A 22,047-nucleotide genomic window follows, 5' to 3' on the forward strand; every position below is an offset into this window, starting at 1 on the left:
AGATTATTATTATTTTGCAAAAATACGTAATATATTAAACATTTGTTTGATTTAAATAATTTAAATAGTTGCATTTCAACAAGTAAACAACGTGATTTTTAACTCTTTATTGAGTTGGCTGTTAAATATTATTTGATTTAAAATTGTATTTTTAAAAAAATATTATGCTATGACGTTTATAAAAAACATAGTAAATCTCTTTTTCCCAGAGGTTTGCGTTGGCTGCAACAGCCATTTAATTGCTGAAGATTTAATTTTATGCTTAAATTGTAGACACGATTTGCCTTTAACAAAGTTTAGCTTTGAACCTAATAATAAGGTAGAAAAAATATTCTATGGAAGAGTTCCTATACAAAATGCTACAGCATTACTTTATTTTTCGAAAAAAGGAATTGTACAAGAAATGATGCATAACCTAAAATATCGAAATCAACAAAAAATTGGAGCATTATTAGGAAATTTATTGGGTGAAGAAATGGTTTTATCTAAAAGATTTTCGAATATTGATTTTATTATTCCGGTTCCACTTCATCAAAAAAAATTAAAAAAAAGAGGTTATAACCAAGTAACATCTTTCGGTCAAAGTGTTGCTAATCAATTTGAAATTCCATTTAAAGAAGATATTTTATATAAAATTTCAAACACCAAAACACAAACTAACAAACTACGTTTAGATCGCTGGATAAATGCAGAAGAATTGTTTATTGTTAAACAGCCAAAAGAACTTGAAAACAAACATATTTTAATAGTAGATGATATTGTTACAACTGGCGCAACACTAGAAGCGTGTGCAAAGGCTTTTGAAAAAATTAACAACTTGCAAATAAGTATTGCTTGCATTTCATATACGCAATAAGCCATTGAAGCATCAATTAAAAATGATTATTTGATAAAATAATTGTTATTTTGTATTTTAAAATTCAATTTATGCAGAATTCAGTCTTTAGGTTGTTGATTTTTTTAATGACCTTAACTTTTTTCTTTAACTGTGCCCGCAGAGGAACTCCTACTGGTGGAGATAAAGACACTATTCCTCCAGTTTTAATTAAAGCAATTCCTTCGGTAGAAACAATTAATTTTAAGGACGATAAAATTAAAATATTTTTTGACGAGTATATAAAATTGAAAGATGTAAAACAGCAACTTGTAATCTCACCTCCACCTAAAAATCCACCAATTATAGGTCCAATGGGAACGGCTAGTAAGTATGTTTCAATTAAAATACTGGATACTTTAAAACCGAATACTACATACCTTTATAGTTTTGGCAAGAGCATTGTTGATAATAATGAAGAAAATGTACTGCCTAACTTTAAATATGTATTTTCTACAGGTACTTACATAGATTCATTAAAACTAGCTGGAGAAATTTCAGAACTGAAGGTTACAAAACCAGTTAAAAATATTGATATTTTATTGTACGAGTATAACACAACCTACACAGATTCAATTATTTTTAAAGAAAAACCCAATTACGTTGCAAATACAATAGATAGCACTCTTTTTGAGTTCACTAATTTAAAAGCGGGTAAATACTTAATGATTGCTTTAAAAGATGCCAATTTTAATAAAATCTACAATCCTGAAATAGATAAAATTGGTTTTGTTTTAGATACCATAATTATCCCAACCGAAAAAAAATATAATTTTCCTCTTTTTAAAGAAATTCCAAAATTAAAATTTATAAGTCCTAAAGAAGTAAATAAAGGTCATTTATTCTTCGGTTTTGAAGGAAAAGCAACAGATGTTTCTATAAAATTATTAACAGAAACAACTCCCGATTTTAAATCGGTTGTTAATATCGAAGAAGGAAAAGACACCCTTAACTATTGGTTTACACCTTTTGAGGTAGACTCATTAAATTTTTCAGTTTCATCAGGAAATTACCAAGAAAATTTTACAGTAAAATTACGAAGCACAAAATTAGACACCCTGAATATTAAAAATACGACTGGAGGGATTCTACATTTAAATGATACGTTAACCATTAAAAGTGTTACACCCATTCTAACTTTAGATCCATCACTATTTCAATTAATTGAAAAGGACAGTATTTCTGTTCCATTCAAAGCTATTTTGGCTCCAACAAAAAACAAAATAAGTATAGATTTTGAGAAGAAACACAATACTGATTATATTTTGAAGTTATTACCTAAAGCAGTTTTAGATATTTTTGAAAATTCGAACGATAGCATTCAATATAAAATTAAAACAAAAAATCCCGAGGACTATGGTATTATTAGTATTGCTATAGAAAGCTCAAAAAAAAATGCTTTTATTGTTGAATTATTAACTGATAAAAATGTTGTGGTTCGAAAAGAGGCTGTAAAGGAACCTAAAATTATAAGTTTTCAATTTTTAGATTCCGGTAACTACTTGGTTCGGGTAACTATAGATGATAATGGAAATGGAATTTGGGATACTGGTAATTTTTTGGAAAAACGACAACCAGAAACTATAAAATATTTTGATAAAACAATTGAGTTGCGTGCTAATTGGGATATTAATGAAGTTTTTAACCTCGATTAAAAATATATGTTTTTGTTAAGTGCTATTTTTTTTAATACTTTTGATAATACCTAAAACATCCTCTTTTGAATATTTTTATAAAAATAGCAACCTCAATTTTAATTTTAATTTTCACATCAGACCTTGTCGCACAAGATGAAACCAGTCATGAAGTAGGTTTCATTTCTGGTTCTGCTTCGTTTACTACAGATTATGGACAACGAGACCATTTTATGAGTAATGTGGGTGGAAATGTTGGTATTGGTGTAGGTGTTATTTATTATTTGAATTTTACAGATTATAGATACCGTTGGAATCAAAGAACAGGATATTTCGCAGAACATTTTAGAATTAGAGCCGAATTATCTTATATGGCTGCTGAATTAGATCATTTTGGTAAATGGGTAGAAAAAGAAAGTGTATTAGCAGATAAATTAAAAGCACATCACGGAAAAACATATTTGGTAAATTTAGGAGCTCAATTAGAATTTCATATAGTAGATATTGTTGATTTTGGATCTAGAAGAATCCCTGATTTGCAGTGGTCTCCTTATATAAGTGCAGGTGCTATGGTTGATTTTTATAATCCATCAATAAGTTCTGATGCAGGAGATTGGAGAGACCCCGGTGTTTTATATCCAAAATGGGATATTAACCAAGTTGCAAATTCAGCTCGAGATACAGCAGGTATTACCATGTCAGCCACACTAGGTATTGGAACCAGGTATAAAGTTGGTGAATATGCCGATTTATTAATTGAGTCGCGCTGGCAGTATTTCTTTTCCAACTATGTAGATGGCCTAAATTCAAGACCCGATCCAGCAAATAAATTCAACGATTGGTTGCTGTGGGTTCACGTTGGATATGTGTATTACCTAAATTAATTTTAGAGCATTTTCCAAATCCTCAATTAAATCGTTTATATCTTCAATTCCTACACTTAATCTAATTAAAGAATCAACAACCCCAGTTTTTTCACGTTCAACTTTTGGTATTGATGCATGTGTCATACTAGCTGGATGCCCCGATAAAGATTCTACTCCACCCAAGGATTCTGCCAATGTGAATATTTTTAAATTTTCAACTATTTTAAATGCATCTTCAATTTTGTTCCCTTTGGTAACAAAAGAAACCATGCCACCAAAATCTTTCATTTGTTTTTTGGCAATCTCATGATTTGGATGAGATTCAAACCCGGGCCAATATACAAGTGCTATTTTAGGGTGCTTTGCCAAATATTCAGCCACTGCTTTTCCGTTTTCGCAGTGTCGTTGCATACGTACGTGCAATGTTTTTATTCCCCTTAACACTAAAAAACTATCCATTGGCCCACAAACTGCACCACAGGCATTTTGAATAAAATACAATTTATCAGCTAATTCCTTATCATTTACTATTAAAGCTCCCATTACAACATCTGAATGACCTCCAAGGTATTTTGTAGCAGAATGCATCACAATATCGGCTCCTAAATCAAGTGGTGTTTGTAAATATGGTGTTGCAAATGTATTATCTATCGCCAATAATAGTTTATGCTTTTTGGCAACTTTAGAAACGGCTTCAATATCAATAATATTCATCATTGGGTTTGTTGGAGTTTCAACCCAAATTAATTTTGTTTTTTCGGTTACAAACTGTTCAATTCTCTCAGCATTTTCCATTCCAACAAAATGAAATTTAATCCCAAAATTTTCAAACACTTTAGTAAATATTCGGTAAGAGCCTCCATATAAATCGTTGGTAGAAATAACCTCATCTCCCGGGCTTAATAGTTTTATAACACAGTCAATGGCAGCTAATCCTGAACCAAATGCCAATCCAAATTTTCCGTTTTCTATACTTGCAAATGAATTTTCTAAAGCTGTTCTGGTCGGATTTGCAGTTCTAGAATATTCATACCCTTTATGATCACCAGGTGAAGTCTGAGCGTATGTTGAAGTTTGGTATATGGGAGGCATAACCGCACCAGTAGAAGGATCGTGCTTTTGATTTCCGTGGATTGTTTTTGTATTAAATTTCATAAATTATATTATTTACTGTAACTCGGTAGCAAAAATACGTTTTCTTTTTTAATGAAGAATTTAAAAAAATTAAACAAATTTTACCAATTGTAAAATAATTCCTAGATGAATTCCTTCATGATAATTATTAAAAGAAATCCCTTCTTCAATCGAGTTTAGGGTAATATTTACGCTCGTGGTATACTTATTATATTCTTTAAAAATACCCTCAACATAGTCGATTTCCAATTTATCTGGTAAGTTTAAGAATAATTCTTTAATGGTATTAAACTCATCTATAGAAATAGTTTTATTTGGAGCGGTTCCTTTCTGATATTTTTGTATCATTTCATCTGAAATAAGACAAGGCAAACCCGATAATTTATAACATAATAGTTGTTGAGTAACCATTAAATGAGCTATATTCCAAGCAATATTATTTTTAAACCCTGTAGGAATATTATTTAATTGTTCTATTGAAAAATTTTCAATTAATTTTGAAATTAATTTTCGAGATTGCTTTAACGTAATAAACTGATGTTGCATTAAAATATTTTTTAAAATTTAGAAATCAAATTTAGACTAAAAATATTCCATTCTTATAAAACAACTATGAAAAAAATATACTACCTAAAAACTTGTGATACGTGTAGACGCATCTTAAAAGAAATGGACAAAACTGATTTTGTGCTTCAAGAAATTAAGTCAAACCCAATTACTGTAAAGCAATTAGAAGAACTTGCTCAACTAACCAATAATTATGAAGTTTTATTTAGCAAACGTTCCAAAAAATACACACAAATGGACTTAAAAAGTCAGATTTTAACAGAAAGAGACTACAAACAACTAATTTTAGAAGAATATACGTTTTTAAAGCGTCCTATAATTGTGAATGAAAACACTATTTTAGTTGGAAATACTTTAAAAAATGTAACCTTTATTGAATAGTTCCTATTTCAATTCCTCATTATTTCTGGTAAAAACATTGTTTCAAATTAATGTAAATATGAATCTTTTTTTATTCAAAAAATATCGTTTTGAATAAACTTTGGTATCACTTATACTTTTTTAAAAAAGTAACAAGAAGATCTAAAAAAATTAAAATAAAAAAGCGGTTTGAAATATGTATTTCAAACCGTTTTTTTCTCATTATTATAAATTCAATTACTCGTAATTTTAATATTCGATTTCTTTACGATTTTATTAAAATCACTTTCAGAAATATTTGTTTTTAAGCCTAAAACAACAAATTCGTTATCACTTTTTACTTTTAGTAAAATTTCTTTAATTCTATCCTTACTTTCTAAAAAATACAATTGAACTTTATCTCCATTTTGACTTATTTTAAAAATTGAAGAATAATTTTTACGCTTTACAAACCGGTCAAACTTTTTATCTAATGAAATTGAACCTTCTGAAAACACCATCACTTTATAGTGTTTTACTTTTTTAAATATATCTTTATACTCCTCAATATCATCTTTTGGAATAAATAAATTTGCGAAAAATGCTGGAGTACTTATTGAGAATGTACAATCTTCTTTGTTTTCTGAATAAAAAGAATTAAATGAAGCCTTTGACGCACATGAACTGAGCAACAACGAGGTTACTATAATTAAAAATATGTTTTTCATAAAAAAAGGTATTTAACCATTGACGATTAAATACCTTTTTTGTAACCTTTAAAGTGTTTATTTTTTTGAGTACAACATAGGATTTGTATCCTCGTCGTTATACATTTTCATTTGTTTATATACTTTCATAACCTTTTCACCTGAAGAATAGTCACTCAATAAATCGTCAATAGCAGTAGATAAGTCAATACGTTGTTCTAAAAGTACATTTAATTTTTCTTGACATTTTGCTCTATGTTCATCAGAAGCCGATTCGCGAGTTGCTTCTTCATTCATATGATATATTTTTAAGGCTAAAATCGACAATCGATCTATTGCCCATGCAGGAGTTTCCGAATTTAATAAAGCGCCTTGTTTTACAGTAACATCTTTAAATTTATTCAAAAAATAGCTGTCAATAAATTCAACCATATCGGTTCTATCTTGATTAGAAGCATCAATTTTTCGTTTTAAAACAATAGCTTCAATTGGGTCGATATCTGGCAAACGAATAATATCTTCATAATGCCATTGTACAGTATCAATCCAATTTTTTCTATACAACAAATGTTCAAAAGTATTTTTGTCGTAAGGATTTTCGAATGATTGGTCAACATTATCAATAATATGATATTTTGAAATTACTTGGTCAAATAGTTGGTTAAATTGTGCTGCTTTCATCTATGTATATTTATTCGTTTTATGCGTATTTTTCTAGAATATGTAAATATTCAAAAGTGGACGTTGCTTTATGATTCCTGTTTTCCGTTTTATCAGCTTTAAAGCGCTGGTATTTTTTTGTTTTTATACTGTATTTTCCATATTTTTGCATAATGGTTTTTACCTCATTTTCAGTCATTAGGCCTTCATTATTGTAGCTTAAAAAAATGTGCTTAAAGTTAGCATTTTTAATTAATTCTTCGAAAGATTTTGCAACTTCATTTTTTTTACAATAATCCGATTTATAATAATTTCTCAATCCTGTTTTTCCTTTTGGTTCAAAAGAATCATACAAGGCAATCGTATTTAATAAATGGTAATTTGCACCGTATTGCCTTGCGTTATAAGGCGGATCAAGGTATAAAATATCTCCTTCTATTTTTTTTATTAGAGTATTACTATCTTCATTATAAACAACATGTTTATTAGTTGTTGTTTCAAAATAAGCAGGCTTAATAATTAATGTTTTTTGAGCAGATTTTTTTATTTTTTTAAGATAAGCGCCATAAACAGAGGCCGTATTTGCAATTTTATCGGCACTTTCAATCAGGGAGGCTATTAAATGAAAATAAACATCTTTTGAAATTTCATTATTATTTTTCCAATACTCAATTTGCAAACGAATGGCATCAATTTTTTTTCCATTTTCGGCAGAAAAATACATTCTGCCTTCGCTCCCATAATCACTATAATTTTGAAAAATAAATCCTTCAACACCTTCAAGTTCATTTAGTTTTTTAAAAAGCAAATCACAGTAAATTGTTTTATGATTCCCAATATAATTCCTGTTCAATACAAAACTATAAAACTCAATATCGTTGGTTATTACTTGTTTTACAAATGGTTTAAAAGATCTCCCAACAATACCAGTGCCTGCAAATAAATCGCAAAAAACAAAGTTAGACAAATCAGCATCTACCGTTTTTTTAATAGTGGTTTTAATAAAAGAAGATAATTTGTTTTTAGATCCTATATAATTCACCTAATTTTTATTTTATTGCCCAAATTATATCTGCATAAATGTTGTTTCCATTATTTGAAAAACAGCATAATTTAGAGGGGTCAAAATTAATCAAATAAGTGGTAATTTTCTTAAAAATCCAACTTAATTCAGCCTTTAATTTCCAATGCTCATCGTTATTTTCAGAATTATATAGAACTATAAAAAGTCGATTATTATAATGCTCTCTTTGTTCTAAACTTTGGTTTGCATACAACCAATTTATTAGTTCTTGTTTATGCTCAATAGCATAAGGCAACGATTTTTTAAAGCCCTTTGGAAAAATAGTTGTTTTATGATCAAACGGGATGGTATTTATATAAAAATCAATAAATTTATTAAACTTATTTGGATGTATTGTTACTCCATTATGTTCACTAAAATAAGTTTCAATCCCTTTTGCTGACCAAAAATTATACCATCTGTTTAAGGAATAATTTCTTAAAATATCAAATTTTGGGTGTTTACTAAATTGTAAATTAATTATATTTAAAACATCGCTTAATTCAGGTGTTTTATAAATAAAATTAGTTAATGAATCTAATTTATTTTGCTGCTTAACTCCCCAATTATAGGGTATTGAATGTCTATTTTTAAGTTCATTTTCTAGCAACAAATAATCCATATATTCTATAAAAATTTACGCTCAACTAATTCAATGAGTCGTTGCTCGTATTCTGATTGGTTGCTCCAATTATAATCTGGTTTAACTATATATGAAATAAAATGTTTCGATTCTTGCTCTGTTTTAAAGGAATTTAATTGAGACAACACTCGGTTAAAATCTTCCTGACTTCCATTGAATAGATATTTCACAAAAGCAATGCGATCATTTAATCCAACTTGTATATTATTTTTAAATAAGGTATCATTTAAAGAAAGTTTTTTCATTTCTTTTTTAACTTCTATTTCATCTTCATAAATAATTTCAATTTTAGATGCGTTTTCAAAAAAAAGAGTTGCCTCATCAGCTGAAATAGCGTCTTTAAACTCATTTTCTAACGACGATTGTAGCGAGAATAAATCAGACGGATCATCCTTAATTATTTCATCTTCTAAACTAAAAAGCGCATCAAACGAATCTTCAATAATTTCTCCTAATGTAATTTTTTCTTCAACAATTTCTTCTTTTTCAGAAGTTGCATCCTCAAGTATTTTCTCATCTATTGCAACCTTCATTTCGAATTTTTGTACTAATTCTTCCTTTGTTTCTGTAGCTGTTGGAGTAGAATTAATATAGTCTTCAACAAACTTTAAAATAGAGAGTTTTTCGTAAATTTCATGAGCCTTTTTATGCAGCGTCAAAACATCTTCCCTGTTCTTCATTTGTAAAATGCTATGCGCTAGGCTAACTAAATCTGCTTCTAATTTTTTGTGCATAAGTTGATACGTTAAATGGTTTTTAATCTATTATTTTTAATAAATTTGCAAGAATAGAATCAGTTTTACCTGTTTTTATACAATTAAAAATAATTGTAAAAATATAAACAAAATAATTTGCAATTGTTATTTAATTCTAAAAAATATTACAATAACCTTTCAACTGTGAAATTACAACATGTTTCTTGAAAATACAGTAAATCATAACGAACAATTTGGTTGGATTGAAGTAATTTGCGGATCCATGTTTTCAGGAAAAACTGAAGAGTTAATTCGTAGACTTAAAAGAGCACAGTTTGCAAAGCAAAAAGTTGAAATTTTTAAACCTGCTTTAGACACTCGTTATGATGATCAAATGGTTGTTTCACACGATTCAAATCAAATTCGGTCAACTCCAGTTCCTTCTTCGTCAAACATAAGAATTTTAGCCGATGATGTTGATGTGGTTGGTATCGACGAAGCTCAGTTTTTTGATGATGAAATTGTTGCTGTTTGCAACGATTTGGCAAACAGAGGTATCCGTGTAATAGTTGCTGGTTTAGACATGGATTTTAAAGGAAACCCTTTTGGTCCAATGCCAGCCCTTATGGCTACAGCAGAATATGTTACTAAAGTACATGCTGTTTGTACTAGAACTGGAAATTTAGCCCATTATAGCTACAGAACGGCAGCAAGTGAAGAATTGGTTTTATTAGGTGAAACGCAAGAATATGAACCCTTAAGCAGAGCCGCTTACTATAAAGCAATGCGAACAGAAAAGAATAAAAAAGCATCCCAAAAAGAAAATGGAAAATAGCCATCTCACTACGTTAGAAATAGATTTTAATGCCATTGATTTTAACCTATCTTTTTTTAAAAAAAAACTAAAAAAAAACACAAAAATTTTAGTAGTAGTAAAAGCCTTCGGATATGGTAGTGATGCCATAGAAATTGCCAAACATTTAGTTTCTAAAGTCGATTATTTTGCCGTTGCATATGTAGAAGAAGGTATTGCATTAAGAGTTGCTGGTATAAAAACTCCTATTTTAGTTTTACATCCTCAAAAACAAAATTTAGATAAACTAATTAAATACCAGTTAGAGCCAAATATTTATTCAATTTCTGTTTTAAATGGGATGATAGAATCTGTCGAAAAAGCTGGATTATCTAGCTATCCAATTCATATAAAATTTAATACCGGTTTAAACAGATTGGGGTTTTCTGAAAAAGACATTAATATGCTTCATGCAATTCTAAAACCTCAAAAAAATGTAACTGTTATTTCTGTTTTTTCACATATAGCTGCAAGCGAAGACCTAAACGAGCGAGAATTTACATTGCATCAAATAAACTTATTTAATGTTCTTTATAAAAAACTGATGGATGAACTTGAAGAAATTCCGTTTAAACATATGTTAAATACTTCAGGAATTATAAATTATGCTAAAGAAGCTCAGTTTGATATGGTGCGTTTAGGAATTGGACTATATGGTTTTGGTAATGATTCTATTGTTACACCACTCTTAAAAAACGTAGTAGTGTTAAAATCGATAATTTCTCAAATCCATACTATAAAAAAAGGAGACTCCGTTGGTTATAATAGAGCTTATGTTGCACAAAAAACAACAAAAACTGCTACCATTCCTATTGGACATGCCGATGGTTATTCTCGACAATTTGGAAACGGAATTGGATTTGTTTATATAAACAATAAAAAAGCGCAAATAGTAGGTAATGTTTGTATGGATGTTATTATGGTAGATGTAACTAACATAAATTGCAACGAAGGTGACGAAGTGCTTGTTTATAAAAATCAAAACCATATTGAAGAACTTTCAGAAGCTATAAAAACCATCCCTTATGAGCTGTTAACAACCATTTCTCAACGGGTAAGACGTGTGTTAAAAAATTGTTAACTATTTATTTATTTATTTTATCTTAGCTATCATTAACCTTTAAAATTATATAAAATGGGAATGTTTAAAGAATTCAAAGATTTTGCAATGAAGGGTAGCCTAATTGACATTGCAGTTGGTTTTGTTATGGGGGCAGCTTTTAACAAATTAGTATCGGCTTTTACCGGTGGAATTGTTTCACCACTTATTGGATTACTATTTAATGCAGATTTCAAAGATTTAAGTCTTACACTTAAAGAAGGTGCTGCAGATGAAACTGGTGCAATTGTGGGTAAAGTTACACTTATGTATGGTGAATTTTTAACCTACTTAATCGACTTTTTAATTGTAGCTGCAGTTATGTTTATGATTATTAAAGCAATAAATTCTATGAAGAAAAAAGAAGTGCCTGCTCCTGTAGCACCAAAAGGGCCAACTCAAGAAGAATTATTGGCTCAAATTAGAGATCTATTAGCTAAGAAATAAATTAAAAATATTCACATATTAAAAAGGTTCGATTTTATCGAGCCTTTTTTTGTACATAAAAGTACAAATTAATTGGATTTCTTTGTTTGGTAAGCTACTGCAATTGTTGGTGTATTTATACTCTTTTCAATAAGAATAAGTTCATCATCAACATTTACGAATCCAGTTTTAAGAACTTTAAAATAAATTCCACATTTAGTCGAATTCCAAAATTGTTTTAACACTTTTTGAGTTTCAAATCGTAATCCCAATTTCATGCAAGGTTCGCGTGGTTTTGTTACTTCTAAAATTACTTCACCAATTTTAAAAGTTGAACCAACGGTAATTTCTGTTTCCTCTAAGTTGCTAATTGTTAGGTTTTCGCCAAACATACCAAACTCAAAATTTAATTTTGGATACAACAATTTCCAATAATTATAATGTTCTAAAGAGTATCCATAAATGGCTTGATTAACACCTCCATGATATTTTTTGTCTATAATGGCATCATTTTTAATTCCTTCAAAATCGATAAAAACGGGTTCTAAAACAGGAAATTTAAAAATTCCGGTTTCAATAATTCTTCCTTTGTAGTTTACAGTTGTCTTTTCGGCTATGTTTACTGCTGTTATTTTCATTGAATAAAAATAGTAATAAATTTATAGTCTAAAATTTATTTTAAAAAGAATGTGTCTATTTAAAAGACCATAACTTGTAGTAATTGTACTAATATCATTTATTGAAAAAGACTCAAATTTTTTAATATTAAAAAGATTTTTGCCAGTTAATGAAATAATTACTTTATTCTCTTTTAGCTTATAGCGCGCTTCAAAATCTAAAAAATAATATACCGCTTTATTACGGTCTATATTTCCGAAATAATATCGTTCAGACTGAATAGAAGCATCTAGTTTATCATTAAAATCTAACAATAAATCAAAAAAACTTAAATTATTTGTGTATAAGTTTGTCTTAGTAGATGTTATGGAATTGGTATTCCATTTACTACCAAAATGATAATTTACCTTTCCTCTAAAACCAGAACGAAGATTAAAACCATAATTGTAATTTAAAGTATTGTATCCTGTTAAACCAGAACCATTTACACTGTTTTTAAAATTTGCTTTTCCAATTCCAGATTCGACCTTTAAATTTGTTGCCAATCCTTTTAAATAATAGTTTAGCTCAGAAAAAATTCTAAATGACTCTCTATCCTGAACCAAAAACTTATCAGACTTTATATAATTTTGTGTTATAGTCGAATTTGTAGTAAAAAAATCAAAATTAGAAGTATAGATTAGAAAAATATTAGCAAAAAAACGTTCACTCCAATCACCAACTTGATAATTTATTAATACTGAAGATTCATCTAGCTGATTTAAAGTACCTGTTCCTTTTAAAAATGAATTAAAATTTAACAGAAGATTCTGGTCATAAACATCTAAAATTGAAGCATTTGATTTATTATAACTATATGTTATAATAATTTTATTGGAATTATTTATTTCCCAATCCAAGCTTAAATTTGGATTCACAAAAAAAAGGTTTTGTTTTACAACTGTTTCTTGTTCAAGCGAATTAAATAGTTTGTGAAAATTTAATTTCCCTGTAATTGCAATTTTATCTAATTTATACCTGTATTTTGATTTAAAAAACAAATTCTTGACATTATAAAATGTATTATTCTGAAAATCAAATGGTTTATTAATTAAAGTGTCATCATTTTTAAGTAAAAATTCAGACTTCAAATTGTCTAGTCGTTGTTGATATCCAAGTTGAAATTCTAACAAATCATTTTCGTATTTATGAAAAAAATGCGCTTCAAAACCTCCAAATTGCATCTGGTTTGTAGAAAACTGTTGAACATTATTTGTGGCTGAAAAACTTGGGAATAGCCCAGAAAACAAAAAATTATTTATTTTATAATTATAATCTGTCGTTTCATTTTTATACCTAGCAGTTAACAATAAAACTTTAGTTGGAGTTATTTTATTTGTATAGCTAATTTTTTGATCAAACAAAATATTGTTAGAATTTAAAGACTCTAAACTATTTTCTACATTAAAATCTAAATCACTTCTATCCAAATTATTTTGATTGTTAAATTTGGTAATAGACTCTAAAATTTCAGTTTTCGAAATATCATAGGTTAGATCTAATTTACCAAATCCTACAACTTTTTTATTTTTTAATTTATAATTTTCTGTGGTAAAAAAATTATCATTAAAAATTGAATATTGTTGAGTGCTATTTTTAAAAAAAATTATTTCATCCCAATTTAGAAACCCAAGAACTTTTACTTTTACTTTATCTGTAACAGTATAAATAGCGTTTAATGACACTAATTCTGTATTATTTATATTGGTTCTTTCGGCTTTAAAATACGGCACAAAATCAGCCAAATTGTGTATTAATTGCACATTTTGGTCGTCGCCAATACTCGCTGGCTCATCAAATCTTATTGGCCTAATTAAATGATTTATATCGCCTGTGGCGTCAAAACCAATATTGTTAATGTTTCCCAAAAAAACGTATTTATTCTTTTTGCCAAAGTTCATTAAATTACTTTTAAAACTATAATTGTTTTCTAAAGTTACATCGTATGCCATCTCGAAATTTCCAAACCATTGTCTTTTCGCATCCTCTTTTAACACCAAATTTAAAGCAACACGATCACTAATTTCTATGTCTTTTAATAATTTATTATTGGAATATTTTTGCAGTAATTCTATTTTATCAATTTCATTAGGAGGCATATTCTTAGAAAGAAGTTTGTAACCTTTATCAAAAAAATCGTCGCCATCTATCATTAGTTTTTCAATTTCTTGATTTCCAATTTTAATAGTTCCTTCACTATCTACAGAAACGCCAGGTATTTTTTTTAATAAATCTTCTACTACTGCCTCGTTACCTTGCAAAAATTTAGAAGCTTTAAAAACAATTGTATCTTTTTTTATTCTAATTGCTTTTTCTGTTGGAATAACAACTTCATTTAATGAAACTGTTTTATCAGCTAAAACAACATTGTTGTAAATATCTTTTGATTCAATTTTAACATCAATCAAAATAATTTTAGTCTCAAAACTAAGACCCGAAAAAACTAATTTATGAAAACCTATTTTATTTGTTGTAATACTATAAACTCCAACATCATCTGAATATGTGTATGCACTGACTTGCTCCTCATCTTCAAATTTAATAAAAACGTTTACAAAAGGTATTGGCTCATTATTTTGATTTAGAATTTTACCTTTAAATACTGTTTGACCAGAAACACCAGCCGTAAACAAGATAAATAGAAAACAAAAATTAGCCTTAATCATTAAATTTTTCAATTTCTTCTTTACAGTCGTTACAATTTTCGTCTAACTTTAAGTTTCTATATCCTTTAGGCATTCTACTGGCTAATTTGGCAAAATCTGCTTTAATTAATTCAGTTTTTTTAATATTATATTCTTTAATTGTAAGCGCTTTATTAAAATTACCTTTATCGATAGGAATGTTACATTCTGATGTATTTGTGATTTTTATCTTTGATGCCAAAGTGTGAAAAACCTTATCTTCATCATAAACTTCTAAAATTAATCCTGTTAACCCGTTAAATTTCCTAGGACCAAAAAATGTTGGAATTTCAGTGGTAAACCAAGCAATGTAGTTTCTACCTCTAAAATTTGCGGTTGCTTTTTGACACGTAAATTTGCCTAATTTTTTTGTTTCTTTATGCAATGTCCATTGCCAATTTAATTTATTTTCTTTAACTACTAATTCTTGATCATACCAAATTTCCATAAAATAGAAACTCTTTATATCATTGTAAAAATACTCTGGCGTCAAGTTATTTCTTGCCATATCATTAGTTAATTGCTGCCCTTTGTCTGAATCGGTTTGGCTCAATTGTAGTTTTTTAGTATTAATTTTTGTTTCCTTATAAATTGAGTTGCTTTTATTAAAAAACAATATGTAATTTTTTTCAAAGGTTCTCGAAAAGTTGGTAACTTGGCTGTAGTGTATTTCGCCACAATGTTCTTTTATTTGGGCAATACCGCTAAAGCTACATGCCACAATTACTGTAAAAAGTATTTTTTTTAATGATTTCATAGACTAGCTTTTTTATTAAAGTTATAAGACAATCTAAAAAGTAAACTTTTTAGATTGTCTTAATTTTTATAACTATACCCAAACTACAGGAGCACAATCTGTATATACCCATTCTGTACATCCAACCAACATACCATTTCTATAAGTACATACTCTCCATCTACAAGGAGCATCGTCACCGCCTAAATTTTCAAATTGTATTGAACTTGTTATAACGAGCTCACTTTCAGTATTGTTAGTTGACGAGAAGCTCATCAAACTAAAAGCTAAAACTAATATTATTAATAAATTTTTCATGTTTTTAAATTATTAAATTAATTTTTAAGGCAATTTAATGCCTTTTTATTTTTTAATCCGACAAGGAGCATTACTTTTGCAACACTTTCCTCTATTTGTTTTTTTGTTTAGATCATAGACAATTATTTTAAGTTATACATTTTTGGTAAATTGTTCTTAAATATATTCGGATAGAGGATTCTTTACTGTCAAAAATGTCAGTAACTAAAAATGGCGATTTATTACGGAGAAAAAATATTAGCAATTTTTCATAGTAAACAATTTTTTTAGATAATCTTCTTCATTTCAAATCTAAAAAAAAAAAAAATGAAATATCCTAATAAATTAATATTTTTTTAATATTAATTTTCAAGTTAAAAAATTAGTGCAGTTTGAAATTGTTATTCTTCCAAAAACTTAGAAAGCTCATCAGCAATTTTTCTGTCATTAGCTAAACGAGGCACTTTATTTTGACCACCAAGTTTGCCAATAGATTTCATGTATTCATTAAATCCACCAGTCTTTACGCATGAAATAACTAATGGTTTTAACACTTTTCCTTTGATTAAATCTAAATAATATGAATTTTGAATTTGTAATTGTTCATCCAAAAATTTAGCAAAATCGTTTAAATCTTCAGGTTTATTATCGAATTCTATAAACCATTCGTGGTAAGGCGGACCCAAAGAAGGATTTATTTGTGGGCCAACGGTAAACTCGTTCACTCGAACATTCGTTTTAATCATTGCGTTATTTAGAGCTTGCTCAACTTCGCTACCAATCACGTGCTCACCAAACCCAGATATAAAATGTTTTATTCTCCCAGTTACAATTATTCGATACGGTTTTAAGGAAACAAATTCAACAGTATCTCCAATATTATAACCCCAAAGGCCCGCATTTGTATTTAATATAATAACATAATTTACTCCCAATTGAACATCTTTTAATGAAATTCTAATAGGTTCTTCATTAAAAAAATCAGATGCAGGTATAAATTCATAAAAAATACCATTGTTTGTAAGCAAGAGCATCCCTTTCTCTATTTGTGAATCTTGATAGGCAATAAACCCTTCTGATGCAGGGTATAATTCGATGGCATCAACTTTTCTTCCAATTAAATTTTCAAACTTACTTCTATAAGGCTCATAATTTACACCTCCATACACAAACAAATTAAAATTAGGGAATACTTCCCCAACCTTCTTACCTGTTCGCTGAACAATACGTTCAAAATACATTTGCACCCATGAAGGAATTCCACCGATAAGTGTCATATCCTCATTTAAAGTTTCATCAATAACAGCTTCAACTTTAGTTTCCCAATCTTCAATACAGTTAGTTTTCCAACTTGGCAGTCTATTTTTAGTTAAATAACTTGGAATATAATGAGCAGAAATACCTGAAAGGCGCCCAATTTTAATCCCATTTTTTTCATTTAACACTGGACTCCCCTGCAAAAAAATCATTTTACCCTCTAAAAAATCTGTTTTCCCAGTTTCATTAATATAATGAAGTAATGCGTTTTTAGCACTATTAATTTGATAAGGAATTGACTCTTTAGTAATGGGAATATATTTTGTTCCTGAAGTTGTACCTGATGTTTTTGCAAAATAAAGTGGTTTACCTTTCCAAAGAACATTTTTTTCACCATCTTTAACTTGTTCTACAAACGGTTTTAGCAATTCATAATCTCCAATTGGAACTTGTTTTTTAAAATCGTTGTAATTACTAATATTTTTAAAATCATGTGCTTTTCCAAAAACAGTGTTTTTTGCATCTGAAACAAGGTTTTTTAATATAGAAAACTGAATTTTAACAGCATTCTTATCTTCCTTATACACCTTTTGGGTTATGAGTTTTGCGAAAGGTTTAGCTAAAATTGATTTCAGTGTCATTTTAATTAAAGTCTATAAAATTTATTGGGTTTACAGGGTTTCCATCACTCCACAATTCAAAATGTAAATGAGGACCGGTAGTATACTCACCAGAATTGCCAGCAGAAGCAATTACTTCACCTGTTTGTACCACGTCTCCTTGATTTTTATGTAATGCCTTATTATGCTTGTAAATTGAGATAAACCCACGGGAATGCTCCACAATAATAACATATCCAGTTCCAGCAGTCCACTCAGCAAAAATAACAGTCCCGTCTGCCACAGATTTTACGGGTGCTCCCATAGAAGTAGCGATATCTACTGCAAAATGTTTTAGTTTTACATTATAACCATCGCTAATAGTTCCTTTAACGGGAGCAAAAAATACAATATCCGCTTCTCTAGTTGCTTCGTTAAACAAACTAAACCTATCTGCTCTCTCAATTTCCTGTCTAAACTCTAAATCAAATGCCGATGGGTCTAAATTAAACGTGTCCTTGTTATATTGAAAGCTTTTTAAAATGGAATCTTTATCTAATTTTATTTCATCTATTTTTCCGGTCAATAATTGTTGAATTTTTAGAATGTATAAGCTATTTATATCTAATACTTGTTGTAATGAATCTGCTTGATAAATTAAATTTGAAGCATCTCTCTTTAATTTTGTTGAAGAATAACCAGGAATATATTCTCTTAAAGATGTGAAAGCAATGATATAAGTTGTACAAAAAATTAAGATAATTGAAAATACGGTGCCTGCAACAAATACATTTAAGCGAGTTAATTTAAAGGAAAGTTTTTCTTCAAAAGTATCTTCATTCAAAATAACCAATCGGTATTTGGCTATTAATTTTTTTCTGAATTTCCCCTTATTTATTTTTTTTACTGCCATATTTCAAATGCAAACAAATATAAATTAATTTTCAATTAATAATTTTAAAAAAAAAATGCTGTTAACTATTTTATTGTAATTACTTTTTATAAAAATTCATTTCATCAATATATTTCCACACATTGATAGGTAACATTGAGCGAATGTCTTTTTTTTCTTTAATGGAATTTCTGATAAATGTAGATGAAATTTGCACAATTGGAGCATTCGTTTTTTTAATATTTGGATGAATTTTCATCTCATTATCTGCGCTGTTTTCAGAAATTCTTGGATAAACAATCAACTCATACTGCTCCAAAATAGTTTCAAAACTCTTCCATTTATGAAACCCATTCAAATTATCTTCACCAATAATTAAACTAAATTGATGACTCGGATATTTTTCTTCCAAATGAATTAAAGTGTTAATGGTATAATTAGGCAAAGGCAAATTAAATTCAATATCTGTTGCTTTTAGCTTTGGAAAATCTTCGACAGCTATATTGACCATCGCCAATCTATGATGATTATTTAAAATTGTTTTTTTCTGTTTAAATGGACTTAAGGGTGTAATTACAAACCAAACCTCATCAATGTTCGAAAATTCAGCTAGATAATTTGCAATAATTAAATGTCCAATATGAATGGGGTTGAACGTTCCAAAAAAAAGTCCAATTTTCATTTATTTTATAAATTTTTCAACTAGTTGGTAGGCTTCTTTTGTTGCATCGTCTAATTCATTATTGTGTAAAATAACATCAAAATCTTTTGCATACTTCAATTCCTTTTCTGCCTTTATAACACGCTCTTTAATTTTAGAATCACTGTCTGTTCCTCTATTTCTAAGCCTCCGCTCCATTTCTTCAACAGAAGGTGATTTTACAAAAATAGCCAACGTTTGCTTAGGAAATTTATTTTTAATGTTCAGTCCACCAATAACATCTATATCAAAAATTACATGTTTACCCAATTTCCAAATTCGTTCAATTTCAGTTTTCAGTGTACCGTAATAATTATTAGCATACACCTCTTCCCATTCAACAAATTCTTCATTTTTAATTAGTCTATTAAACTTTTTCAGAGTTATAAAATAATAGTCTTTACCGTCTATTTCAATTCCTCTTTTTTCACGTGAAGTTGCAGAAATTGAAAATTCTAAATTTAATTCTTTATGCTTCAATAAATATTGAACAATGGTAGTTTTTCCAGATCCAGAAGGTGCCGAAAAAACAATAAGTTTACCATCTTTATTCATAATAATATTATAAAACGTTTAAACTTTGCTCTTTAATTTTTTCTAATTCATCTTTCATTTGAACAACTAATTTTTGCATAGTTGCAAAATTAGCTTTTGACCCTATGGTATTAATTTCTCTTCCAATTTCCTGGGTTATAAATCCTAATTTTTTACCATTAGATACATTATCTTTTAACTCCTTTGAAAAATAGTCTAAGTGGTTTTTTAATCTCACTTTTTCTTCTGTAATATCCAGTTTTTCAATGTAATAAATAAGTTCTTGTTCAAACCTATTTTCATCAATCTTTGCTTCTAAATCCTGAACCGCTTTTACCAATTTTTCCTTCACAAGCAACATTCTTTCTGGATCTAGTTCAATAATTTTATCTAATAATAAATTTATATTTACTATGCGCAATTCAAATTCAGTTAATAGTACCAACCCTTCATCTGCCCTATATTCGTTAATTTTTACAATGCTTTCTTCAATCCCTTCTTCAATCAATGCCCATTCGTCTTCATTTAACTCTTCTCGTTCCGTTTTTAAACTTTCTGGCATTCGAATTGCCATTTTTAATAGTTCTGTTTCATCGGCATCAACAACCGTTTTAAGCTGATTCATATATGCTTTTACAACAGATTCGTTAATTTTTGACAAAACCTCTCCTCCATTATCTTCAATATATATTGAAAAATCAATCTTTCCTCGTTCCAATGCGGTCGCTAATTTTTTTCGAATATCTAATTCCCTTTCTCTATAATAAGAAGGAACTCTAACATTTATATCTAAAGTTTTGCTGTTTAACGATTTTAATTCAATGGTTATTTTTTTGGTTGAAAGTTGTAATACGGTTTTACCGTATCCGGTCATAGATTTTATCATTTATGCTATAAGTTTAAGCAAATTTACATATTTTATATGTAGTTACATCTGTAAAAAGAAGGTTTTCAATTGAAAAATAACAGGTTTTTGCATTTTCTTTTTTATAAAATGAATTCAATCTCCTAATAATGGTATTTTTGTTTATTATTATTATTATTTGAAAATAGAATTTTGAAACAAGCAACACATTTATTAGTTATAAGATTATCTGCAATGGGAGATGTGGCAATGACCATTCCTGTTATAAAAGCACTTACAGAACAGCATCCTAATTTAAAAATTACAGTACTTTCTAAACCCTTTTTGAAACCGTTATTTGAAGGATTAAAAAACGTTTCCTTTTTTGAAGCCGATGTAAAGGGTAATCACCAAGGTTTTTTTGGTTTACTAACTTTATTTAAAGACTTAAAACAACTAAAAATTGATGGAGTTGCCGATTTGCATAACGTACTTCGCTCCATAATTTTACGTACATTATTTAAACTGTTTTTTTTAAAAACTGCTGTTGTTGCTAAAGGCCGAAAAGAAAAGAGAGCGCTAACACGAACTAAAAATAAAGTTTTTAAACAACTGAAAACAACCCATGAACGTTATGCCGATGTGTTTAGAAAATTAGGCTTTTCGGTAGACTTAAAAAATCCTTCAAAAGTTAATAAATTGGCTTTAAACCAAGAAATTATAAATATTTCTGGCGAAAAACAGTCAAAATGGATAGGGATTGCTCCTTTTGCTCAATATCAATCCAAAATGTACCCTTTAGATTTAATGACAGTTGTTATTTCAGCCCTTTCAAAACATAAAAATATAAAAATATTTCTATTTGGTGGTGGTTCTAAAGAAGTTGAAATTTTAAATAAAATAGCCCAAAAATTCGATAATACTATAAATATTGCAGGGCAATTAAAGCTTGATAACGAACTTGTTTTAATATCAAATCTAGATTGCATGTTAAGTATGGATTCTGGAAATGCTCATTTTGCTGCAATGCTGCACATCCCTACAATTACCATTTGGGGAGTAACACACCCCTACACTGGTTTTGCACCTTTTAATCAACCTTTGGAAAATTGTTTGTTACCCGATTTAAAAAAGTACCCCAATATTCCTTGCTCCATTTATGGCAATAAGGTTTGTGATGGATATGATAATGTGATGAGAACCATTAACCCAGAAGTTATAATCACTAAAATATTAAAAATATTAAAACTATAATTTACGATTAAATAGAGGTTTCAAATAAAGCCT

24 protein-coding genes are annotated in these 22,047 nt (G+C 28.6%); 8 read left to right on the forward strand and 16 right to left on the reverse strand.

Features of this window, described 5'->3' with window-relative positions; translation table 11 throughout:
• Positions 1-169: 169 nt before the first annotated feature.
• From Q8S45_RS13045 to Q8S45_RS13055, 3 genes are all read left to right on the forward strand, one after another.
• Entirely contained in the window at positions 170-856 is a 687-nt protein-coding gene (locus tag Q8S45_RS13045; protein ID WP_305605717.1) for a ComF family protein, read from the forward strand.
• A 71-nt stretch (positions 857-927) separates the two neighbouring features.
• The gene (locus Q8S45_RS13050; protein WP_305605720.1) at positions 928-2,529 is read left to right on the forward strand and encodes an Ig-like domain-containing protein; all 1,602 of its coding nucleotides are present in this window, start codon (positions 928-930) and stop codon (positions 2,527-2,529) included.
• A gap of 65 nt (positions 2,530-2,594) precedes the next feature.
• Positions 2,595-3,392: a glutamate dehydrogenase gene (locus Q8S45_RS13055; protein ID WP_305605723.1), complete on the forward strand. Its 798-nt coding sequence runs from the start codon at positions 2,595-2,597 to the stop codon at positions 3,390-3,392.
• Here the strand turns inward: Q8S45_RS13055 and Q8S45_RS13060 are convergent.
• Together Q8S45_RS13060 and Q8S45_RS13065 are read right to left on the reverse strand one after the other, a co-directional pair.
• Positions 3,384-4,529 (reverse strand): cystathionine gamma-synthase, encoded by a 1,146-nt coding sequence (locus Q8S45_RS13060; RefSeq protein ID WP_305605726.1) that lies wholly within the window; start codon positions 4,527-4,529, stop codon positions 3,384-3,386. The two genes, Q8S45_RS13055 and Q8S45_RS13060, sit on opposite strands and share 9 nt — an antisense overlap.
• Positions 4,530-4,598: 69 nt before the next feature.
• Positions 4,599-5,054 (reverse strand): DinB family protein, encoded by a 456-nt coding sequence (locus Q8S45_RS13065; RefSeq protein ID WP_305605729.1) that lies wholly within the window; start codon positions 5,052-5,054, stop codon positions 4,599-4,601.
• A gap of 66 nt (positions 5,055-5,120) precedes the next feature.
• Here Q8S45_RS13065 and Q8S45_RS13070 point away from each other — a divergent pair, with 66 nt between their 5' ends.
• Positions 5,121-5,456 (forward strand): arsenate reductase family protein, encoded by a 336-nt coding sequence (locus Q8S45_RS13070; protein WP_305605731.1) that lies wholly within the window; start codon positions 5,121-5,123, stop codon positions 5,454-5,456.
• Between the two features lie 212 nt (positions 5,457-5,668).
• Here Q8S45_RS13070 and Q8S45_RS13075 read toward each other — a convergent pair whose 3' ends face one another.
• The 5 genes from Q8S45_RS13075 to Q8S45_RS13095 are packed head-to-tail and all read right to left on the reverse strand — an operon-like array spanning position 5,669 to position 9,221.
• On the reverse strand, positions 5,669-6,142 hold the full coding sequence (locus Q8S45_RS13075) for a DUF4252 domain-containing protein (RefSeq protein ID WP_305605734.1): 474 nt from the start codon (positions 6,140-6,142) through the stop codon (positions 5,669-5,671).
• A gap of 57 nt (positions 6,143-6,199) precedes the next feature.
• Positions 6,200-6,802 carry a DUF4254 domain-containing protein gene (locus Q8S45_RS13080; RefSeq protein WP_305605737.1) on the reverse strand — a complete coding sequence of 201 codons (603 nt, stop codon included), beginning with the start codon at positions 6,800-6,802 and terminating at the stop codon, positions 6,200-6,202.
• A 19-nt stretch (positions 6,803-6,821) separates the two neighbouring features.
• Positions 6,822-7,823, reverse strand: coding sequence for a DNA adenine methylase (locus Q8S45_RS13085; RefSeq protein WP_305605740.1), 1,002 nt, complete (start codon positions 7,821-7,823; stop codon positions 6,822-6,824).
• 7 nt (positions 7,824-7,830) lie between these two features.
• Positions 7,831-8,466, reverse strand: coding sequence for a hypothetical protein (locus tag Q8S45_RS13090; protein WP_305605742.1), 636 nt, complete (start codon positions 8,464-8,466; stop codon positions 7,831-7,833).
• A 5-nt stretch (positions 8,467-8,471) separates the two neighbouring features.
• Positions 8,472-9,221 (reverse strand): hypothetical protein, encoded by a 750-nt coding sequence (locus tag Q8S45_RS13095; protein WP_305605745.1) that lies wholly within the window; start codon positions 9,219-9,221, stop codon positions 8,472-8,474.
• A 178-nt stretch (positions 9,222-9,399) separates the two neighbouring features.
• Between Q8S45_RS13095 and Q8S45_RS13100 the strand changes: the two genes are divergently transcribed.
• From Q8S45_RS13100 to mscL, 3 genes are read left to right on the forward strand one after another with little or no spacing between them, the layout of a single operon-like run.
• Positions 9,400-10,017 carry a thymidine kinase gene (locus Q8S45_RS13100; protein ID WP_305605748.1) on the forward strand — a complete coding sequence of 206 codons (618 nt, stop codon included), beginning with the start codon at positions 9,400-9,402 and terminating at the stop codon, positions 10,015-10,017.
• Positions 10,007-11,116 (forward strand): alanine racemase, encoded by a 1,110-nt coding sequence (alr, locus tag Q8S45_RS13105; protein ID WP_305605751.1) that lies wholly within the window; start codon positions 10,007-10,009, stop codon positions 11,114-11,116. Before Q8S45_RS13100 ends, alr begins: the two co-directional genes overlap by 11 nt.
• Before the next feature lie 60 nt (positions 11,117-11,176).
• Positions 11,177-11,581 (forward strand): large conductance mechanosensitive channel protein MscL, encoded by a 405-nt coding sequence (mscL, locus tag Q8S45_RS13110; RefSeq protein ID WP_305605802.1) that lies wholly within the window; start codon positions 11,177-11,179, stop codon positions 11,579-11,581.
• A 68-nt stretch (positions 11,582-11,649) separates the two neighbouring features.
• Here mscL and Q8S45_RS13115 read toward each other — a convergent pair whose 3' ends face one another.
• The 9 genes from Q8S45_RS13115 to Q8S45_RS13155 form a co-directional block, all read right to left on the reverse strand.
• Positions 11,650-12,198 (reverse strand): MOSC domain-containing protein, encoded by a 549-nt coding sequence (locus Q8S45_RS13115; RefSeq protein ID WP_305605754.1) that lies wholly within the window; start codon positions 12,196-12,198, stop codon positions 11,650-11,652.
• Positions 12,199-12,219: 21 nt separating this feature from the next.
• Complete coding sequence (locus Q8S45_RS13120; protein WP_305605756.1) at positions 12,220-14,883, reverse strand: carboxypeptidase-like regulatory domain-containing protein; 2,664 nt, start codon at positions 14,881-14,883, stop codon at positions 12,220-12,222.
• Complete coding sequence (locus tag Q8S45_RS13125) at positions 14,876-15,658, reverse strand: GLPGLI family protein (RefSeq protein WP_305605759.1); 783 nt, start codon at positions 15,656-15,658, stop codon at positions 14,876-14,878. The genes Q8S45_RS13120 and Q8S45_RS13125 overlap by 8 nt, the downstream gene beginning before the upstream one ends.
• 72 nt (positions 15,659-15,730) lie before the next feature.
• Positions 15,731-15,955 carry a hypothetical protein gene (locus Q8S45_RS13130; protein WP_305605761.1) on the reverse strand — a complete coding sequence of 75 codons (225 nt, stop codon included), beginning with the start codon at positions 15,953-15,955 and terminating at the stop codon, positions 15,731-15,733.
• 380 nt (positions 15,956-16,335) lie between these two features.
• Entirely contained in the window at positions 16,336-17,832 is a 1,497-nt protein-coding gene (locus Q8S45_RS13135) for a GH3 auxin-responsive promoter family protein (RefSeq protein WP_305605764.1), read from the reverse strand.
• A gap of 1 nt (position 17,833) precedes the next feature.
• On the reverse strand, positions 17,834-18,703 hold the full coding sequence (locus Q8S45_RS13140) for a M23 family metallopeptidase (RefSeq protein ID WP_305605767.1): 870 nt from the start codon (positions 18,701-18,703) through the stop codon (positions 17,834-17,836).
• 79 nt (positions 18,704-18,782) lie between these two features.
• Positions 18,783-19,364 carry a nicotinate (nicotinamide) nucleotide adenylyltransferase gene (gene nadD / locus Q8S45_RS13145; protein ID WP_305605770.1) on the reverse strand — a complete coding sequence of 194 codons (582 nt, stop codon included), beginning with the start codon at positions 19,362-19,364 and terminating at the stop codon, positions 18,783-18,785.
• Positions 19,365-19,937 carry a guanylate kinase gene (gene gmk, locus Q8S45_RS13150; RefSeq protein WP_305605773.1) on the reverse strand — a complete coding sequence of 191 codons (573 nt, stop codon included), beginning with the start codon at positions 19,935-19,937 and terminating at the stop codon, positions 19,365-19,367.
• 7 nt (positions 19,938-19,944) lie between these two features.
• Complete coding sequence (locus Q8S45_RS13155; RefSeq protein WP_305605776.1) at positions 19,945-20,802, reverse strand: YicC family protein; 858 nt, start codon at positions 20,800-20,802, stop codon at positions 19,945-19,947.
• A 171-nt stretch (positions 20,803-20,973) separates the two neighbouring features.
• Here Q8S45_RS13155 and Q8S45_RS13160 point away from each other — a divergent pair, with 171 nt between their 5' ends.
• Positions 20,974-22,014, forward strand: a complete 1,041-nt coding sequence (locus tag Q8S45_RS13160; RefSeq protein WP_305605778.1) for a glycosyltransferase family 9 protein — start codon at positions 20,974-20,976, stop codon at positions 22,012-22,014.
• Positions 22,015-22,047 lie beyond the last annotated feature (33 nt).

It is taken from the genome of Lutibacter sp., from assembly GCF_030692605.1.
GTDB lineage: Bacteria > Bacteroidota > Bacteroidia > Flavobacteriales > Flavobacteriaceae > Lutibacter.

What these genes read in the sequence shown, in the direction of transcription:
- Q8S45_RS13045 (WP_305605717.1), top strand. Translation starts at nt 170, where the DNA reads ATGACGTTTATAAAAAACATAGTAAATCTCTTTTTCCCAGAGGTTTGC.
- Q8S45_RS13050 (WP_305605720.1), top strand. Translation starts at nt 928, where the DNA reads ATGCAGAATTCAGTCTTTAGGTTGTTGATTTTTTTAATGACCTTAACT.
- Q8S45_RS13060 (WP_305605726.1), bottom strand. Translation starts at nt 4,529, where the DNA reads ATGAAATTTAATACAAAAACAATCCACGGAAATCAAAAGCACGATCCT.
- Q8S45_RS13065 (WP_305605729.1), bottom strand. Translation starts at nt 5,054, where the DNA reads ATGCAACATCAGTTTATTACGTTAAAGCAATCTCGAAAATTAATTTCA.
- Q8S45_RS13070 (WP_305605731.1), top strand. Translation starts at nt 5,121, where the DNA reads ATGAAAAAAATATACTACCTAAAAACTTGTGATACGTGTAGACGCATC.
- Q8S45_RS13075 (WP_305605734.1), bottom strand. Translation starts at nt 6,142, where the DNA reads ATGAAAAACATATTTTTAATTATAGTAACCTCGTTGTTGCTCAGTTCA.
- Q8S45_RS13080 (WP_305605737.1), bottom strand. Translation starts at nt 6,802, where the DNA reads ATGAAAGCAGCACAATTTAACCAACTATTTGACCAAGTAATTTCAAAA.
- Q8S45_RS13090 (WP_305605742.1), bottom strand. Translation starts at nt 8,466, where the DNA reads ATGGATTATTTGTTGCTAGAAAATGAACTTAAAAATAGACATTCAATA.
- Q8S45_RS13095 (WP_305605745.1), bottom strand. Translation starts at nt 9,221, where the DNA reads ATGCACAAAAAATTAGAAGCAGATTTAGTTAGCCTAGCGCATAGCATT.
- Q8S45_RS13100 (WP_305605748.1), top strand. Translation starts at nt 9,400, where the DNA reads ATGTTTCTTGAAAATACAGTAAATCATAACGAACAATTTGGTTGGATT.
- alr (WP_305605751.1), top strand. Translation starts at nt 10,007, where the DNA reads ATGGAAAATAGCCATCTCACTACGTTAGAAATAGATTTTAATGCCATT.
- mscL (WP_305605802.1), top strand. Translation starts at nt 11,177, where the DNA reads ATGTTTAAAGAATTCAAAGATTTTGCAATGAAGGGTAGCCTAATTGAC.
- Q8S45_RS13115 (WP_305605754.1), bottom strand. Translation starts at nt 12,198, where the DNA reads ATGAAAATAACAGCAGTAAACATAGCCGAAAAGACAACTGTAAACTAC.
- Q8S45_RS13120 (WP_305605756.1), bottom strand. Translation starts at nt 14,883, where the DNA reads ATGATTAAGGCTAATTTTTGTTTTCTATTTATCTTGTTTACGGCTGGT.
- Q8S45_RS13125 (WP_305605759.1), bottom strand. Translation starts at nt 15,658, where the DNA reads ATGAAATCATTAAAAAAAATACTTTTTACAGTAATTGTGGCATGTAGC.
- Q8S45_RS13130 (WP_305605761.1), bottom strand. Translation starts at nt 15,955, where the DNA reads ATGAAAAATTTATTAATAATATTAGTTTTAGCTTTTAGTTTGATGAGC.
- Q8S45_RS13135 (WP_305605764.1), bottom strand. Translation starts at nt 17,832, where the DNA reads ATGACACTGAAATCAATTTTAGCTAAACCTTTCGCAAAACTCATAACC.
- Q8S45_RS13140 (WP_305605767.1), bottom strand. Translation starts at nt 18,703, where the DNA reads ATGGCAGTAAAAAAAATAAATAAGGGGAAATTCAGAAAAAAATTAATA.
- nadD (WP_305605770.1), bottom strand. Translation starts at nt 19,364, where the DNA reads ATGAAAATTGGACTTTTTTTTGGAACGTTCAACCCCATTCATATTGGA.
- gmk (WP_305605773.1), bottom strand. Translation starts at nt 19,937, where the DNA reads ATGAATAAAGATGGTAAACTTATTGTTTTTTCGGCACCTTCTGGATCT.
- Q8S45_RS13155 (WP_305605776.1), bottom strand. Translation starts at nt 20,802, where the DNA reads ATGATAAAATCTATGACCGGATACGGTAAAACCGTATTACAACTTTCA.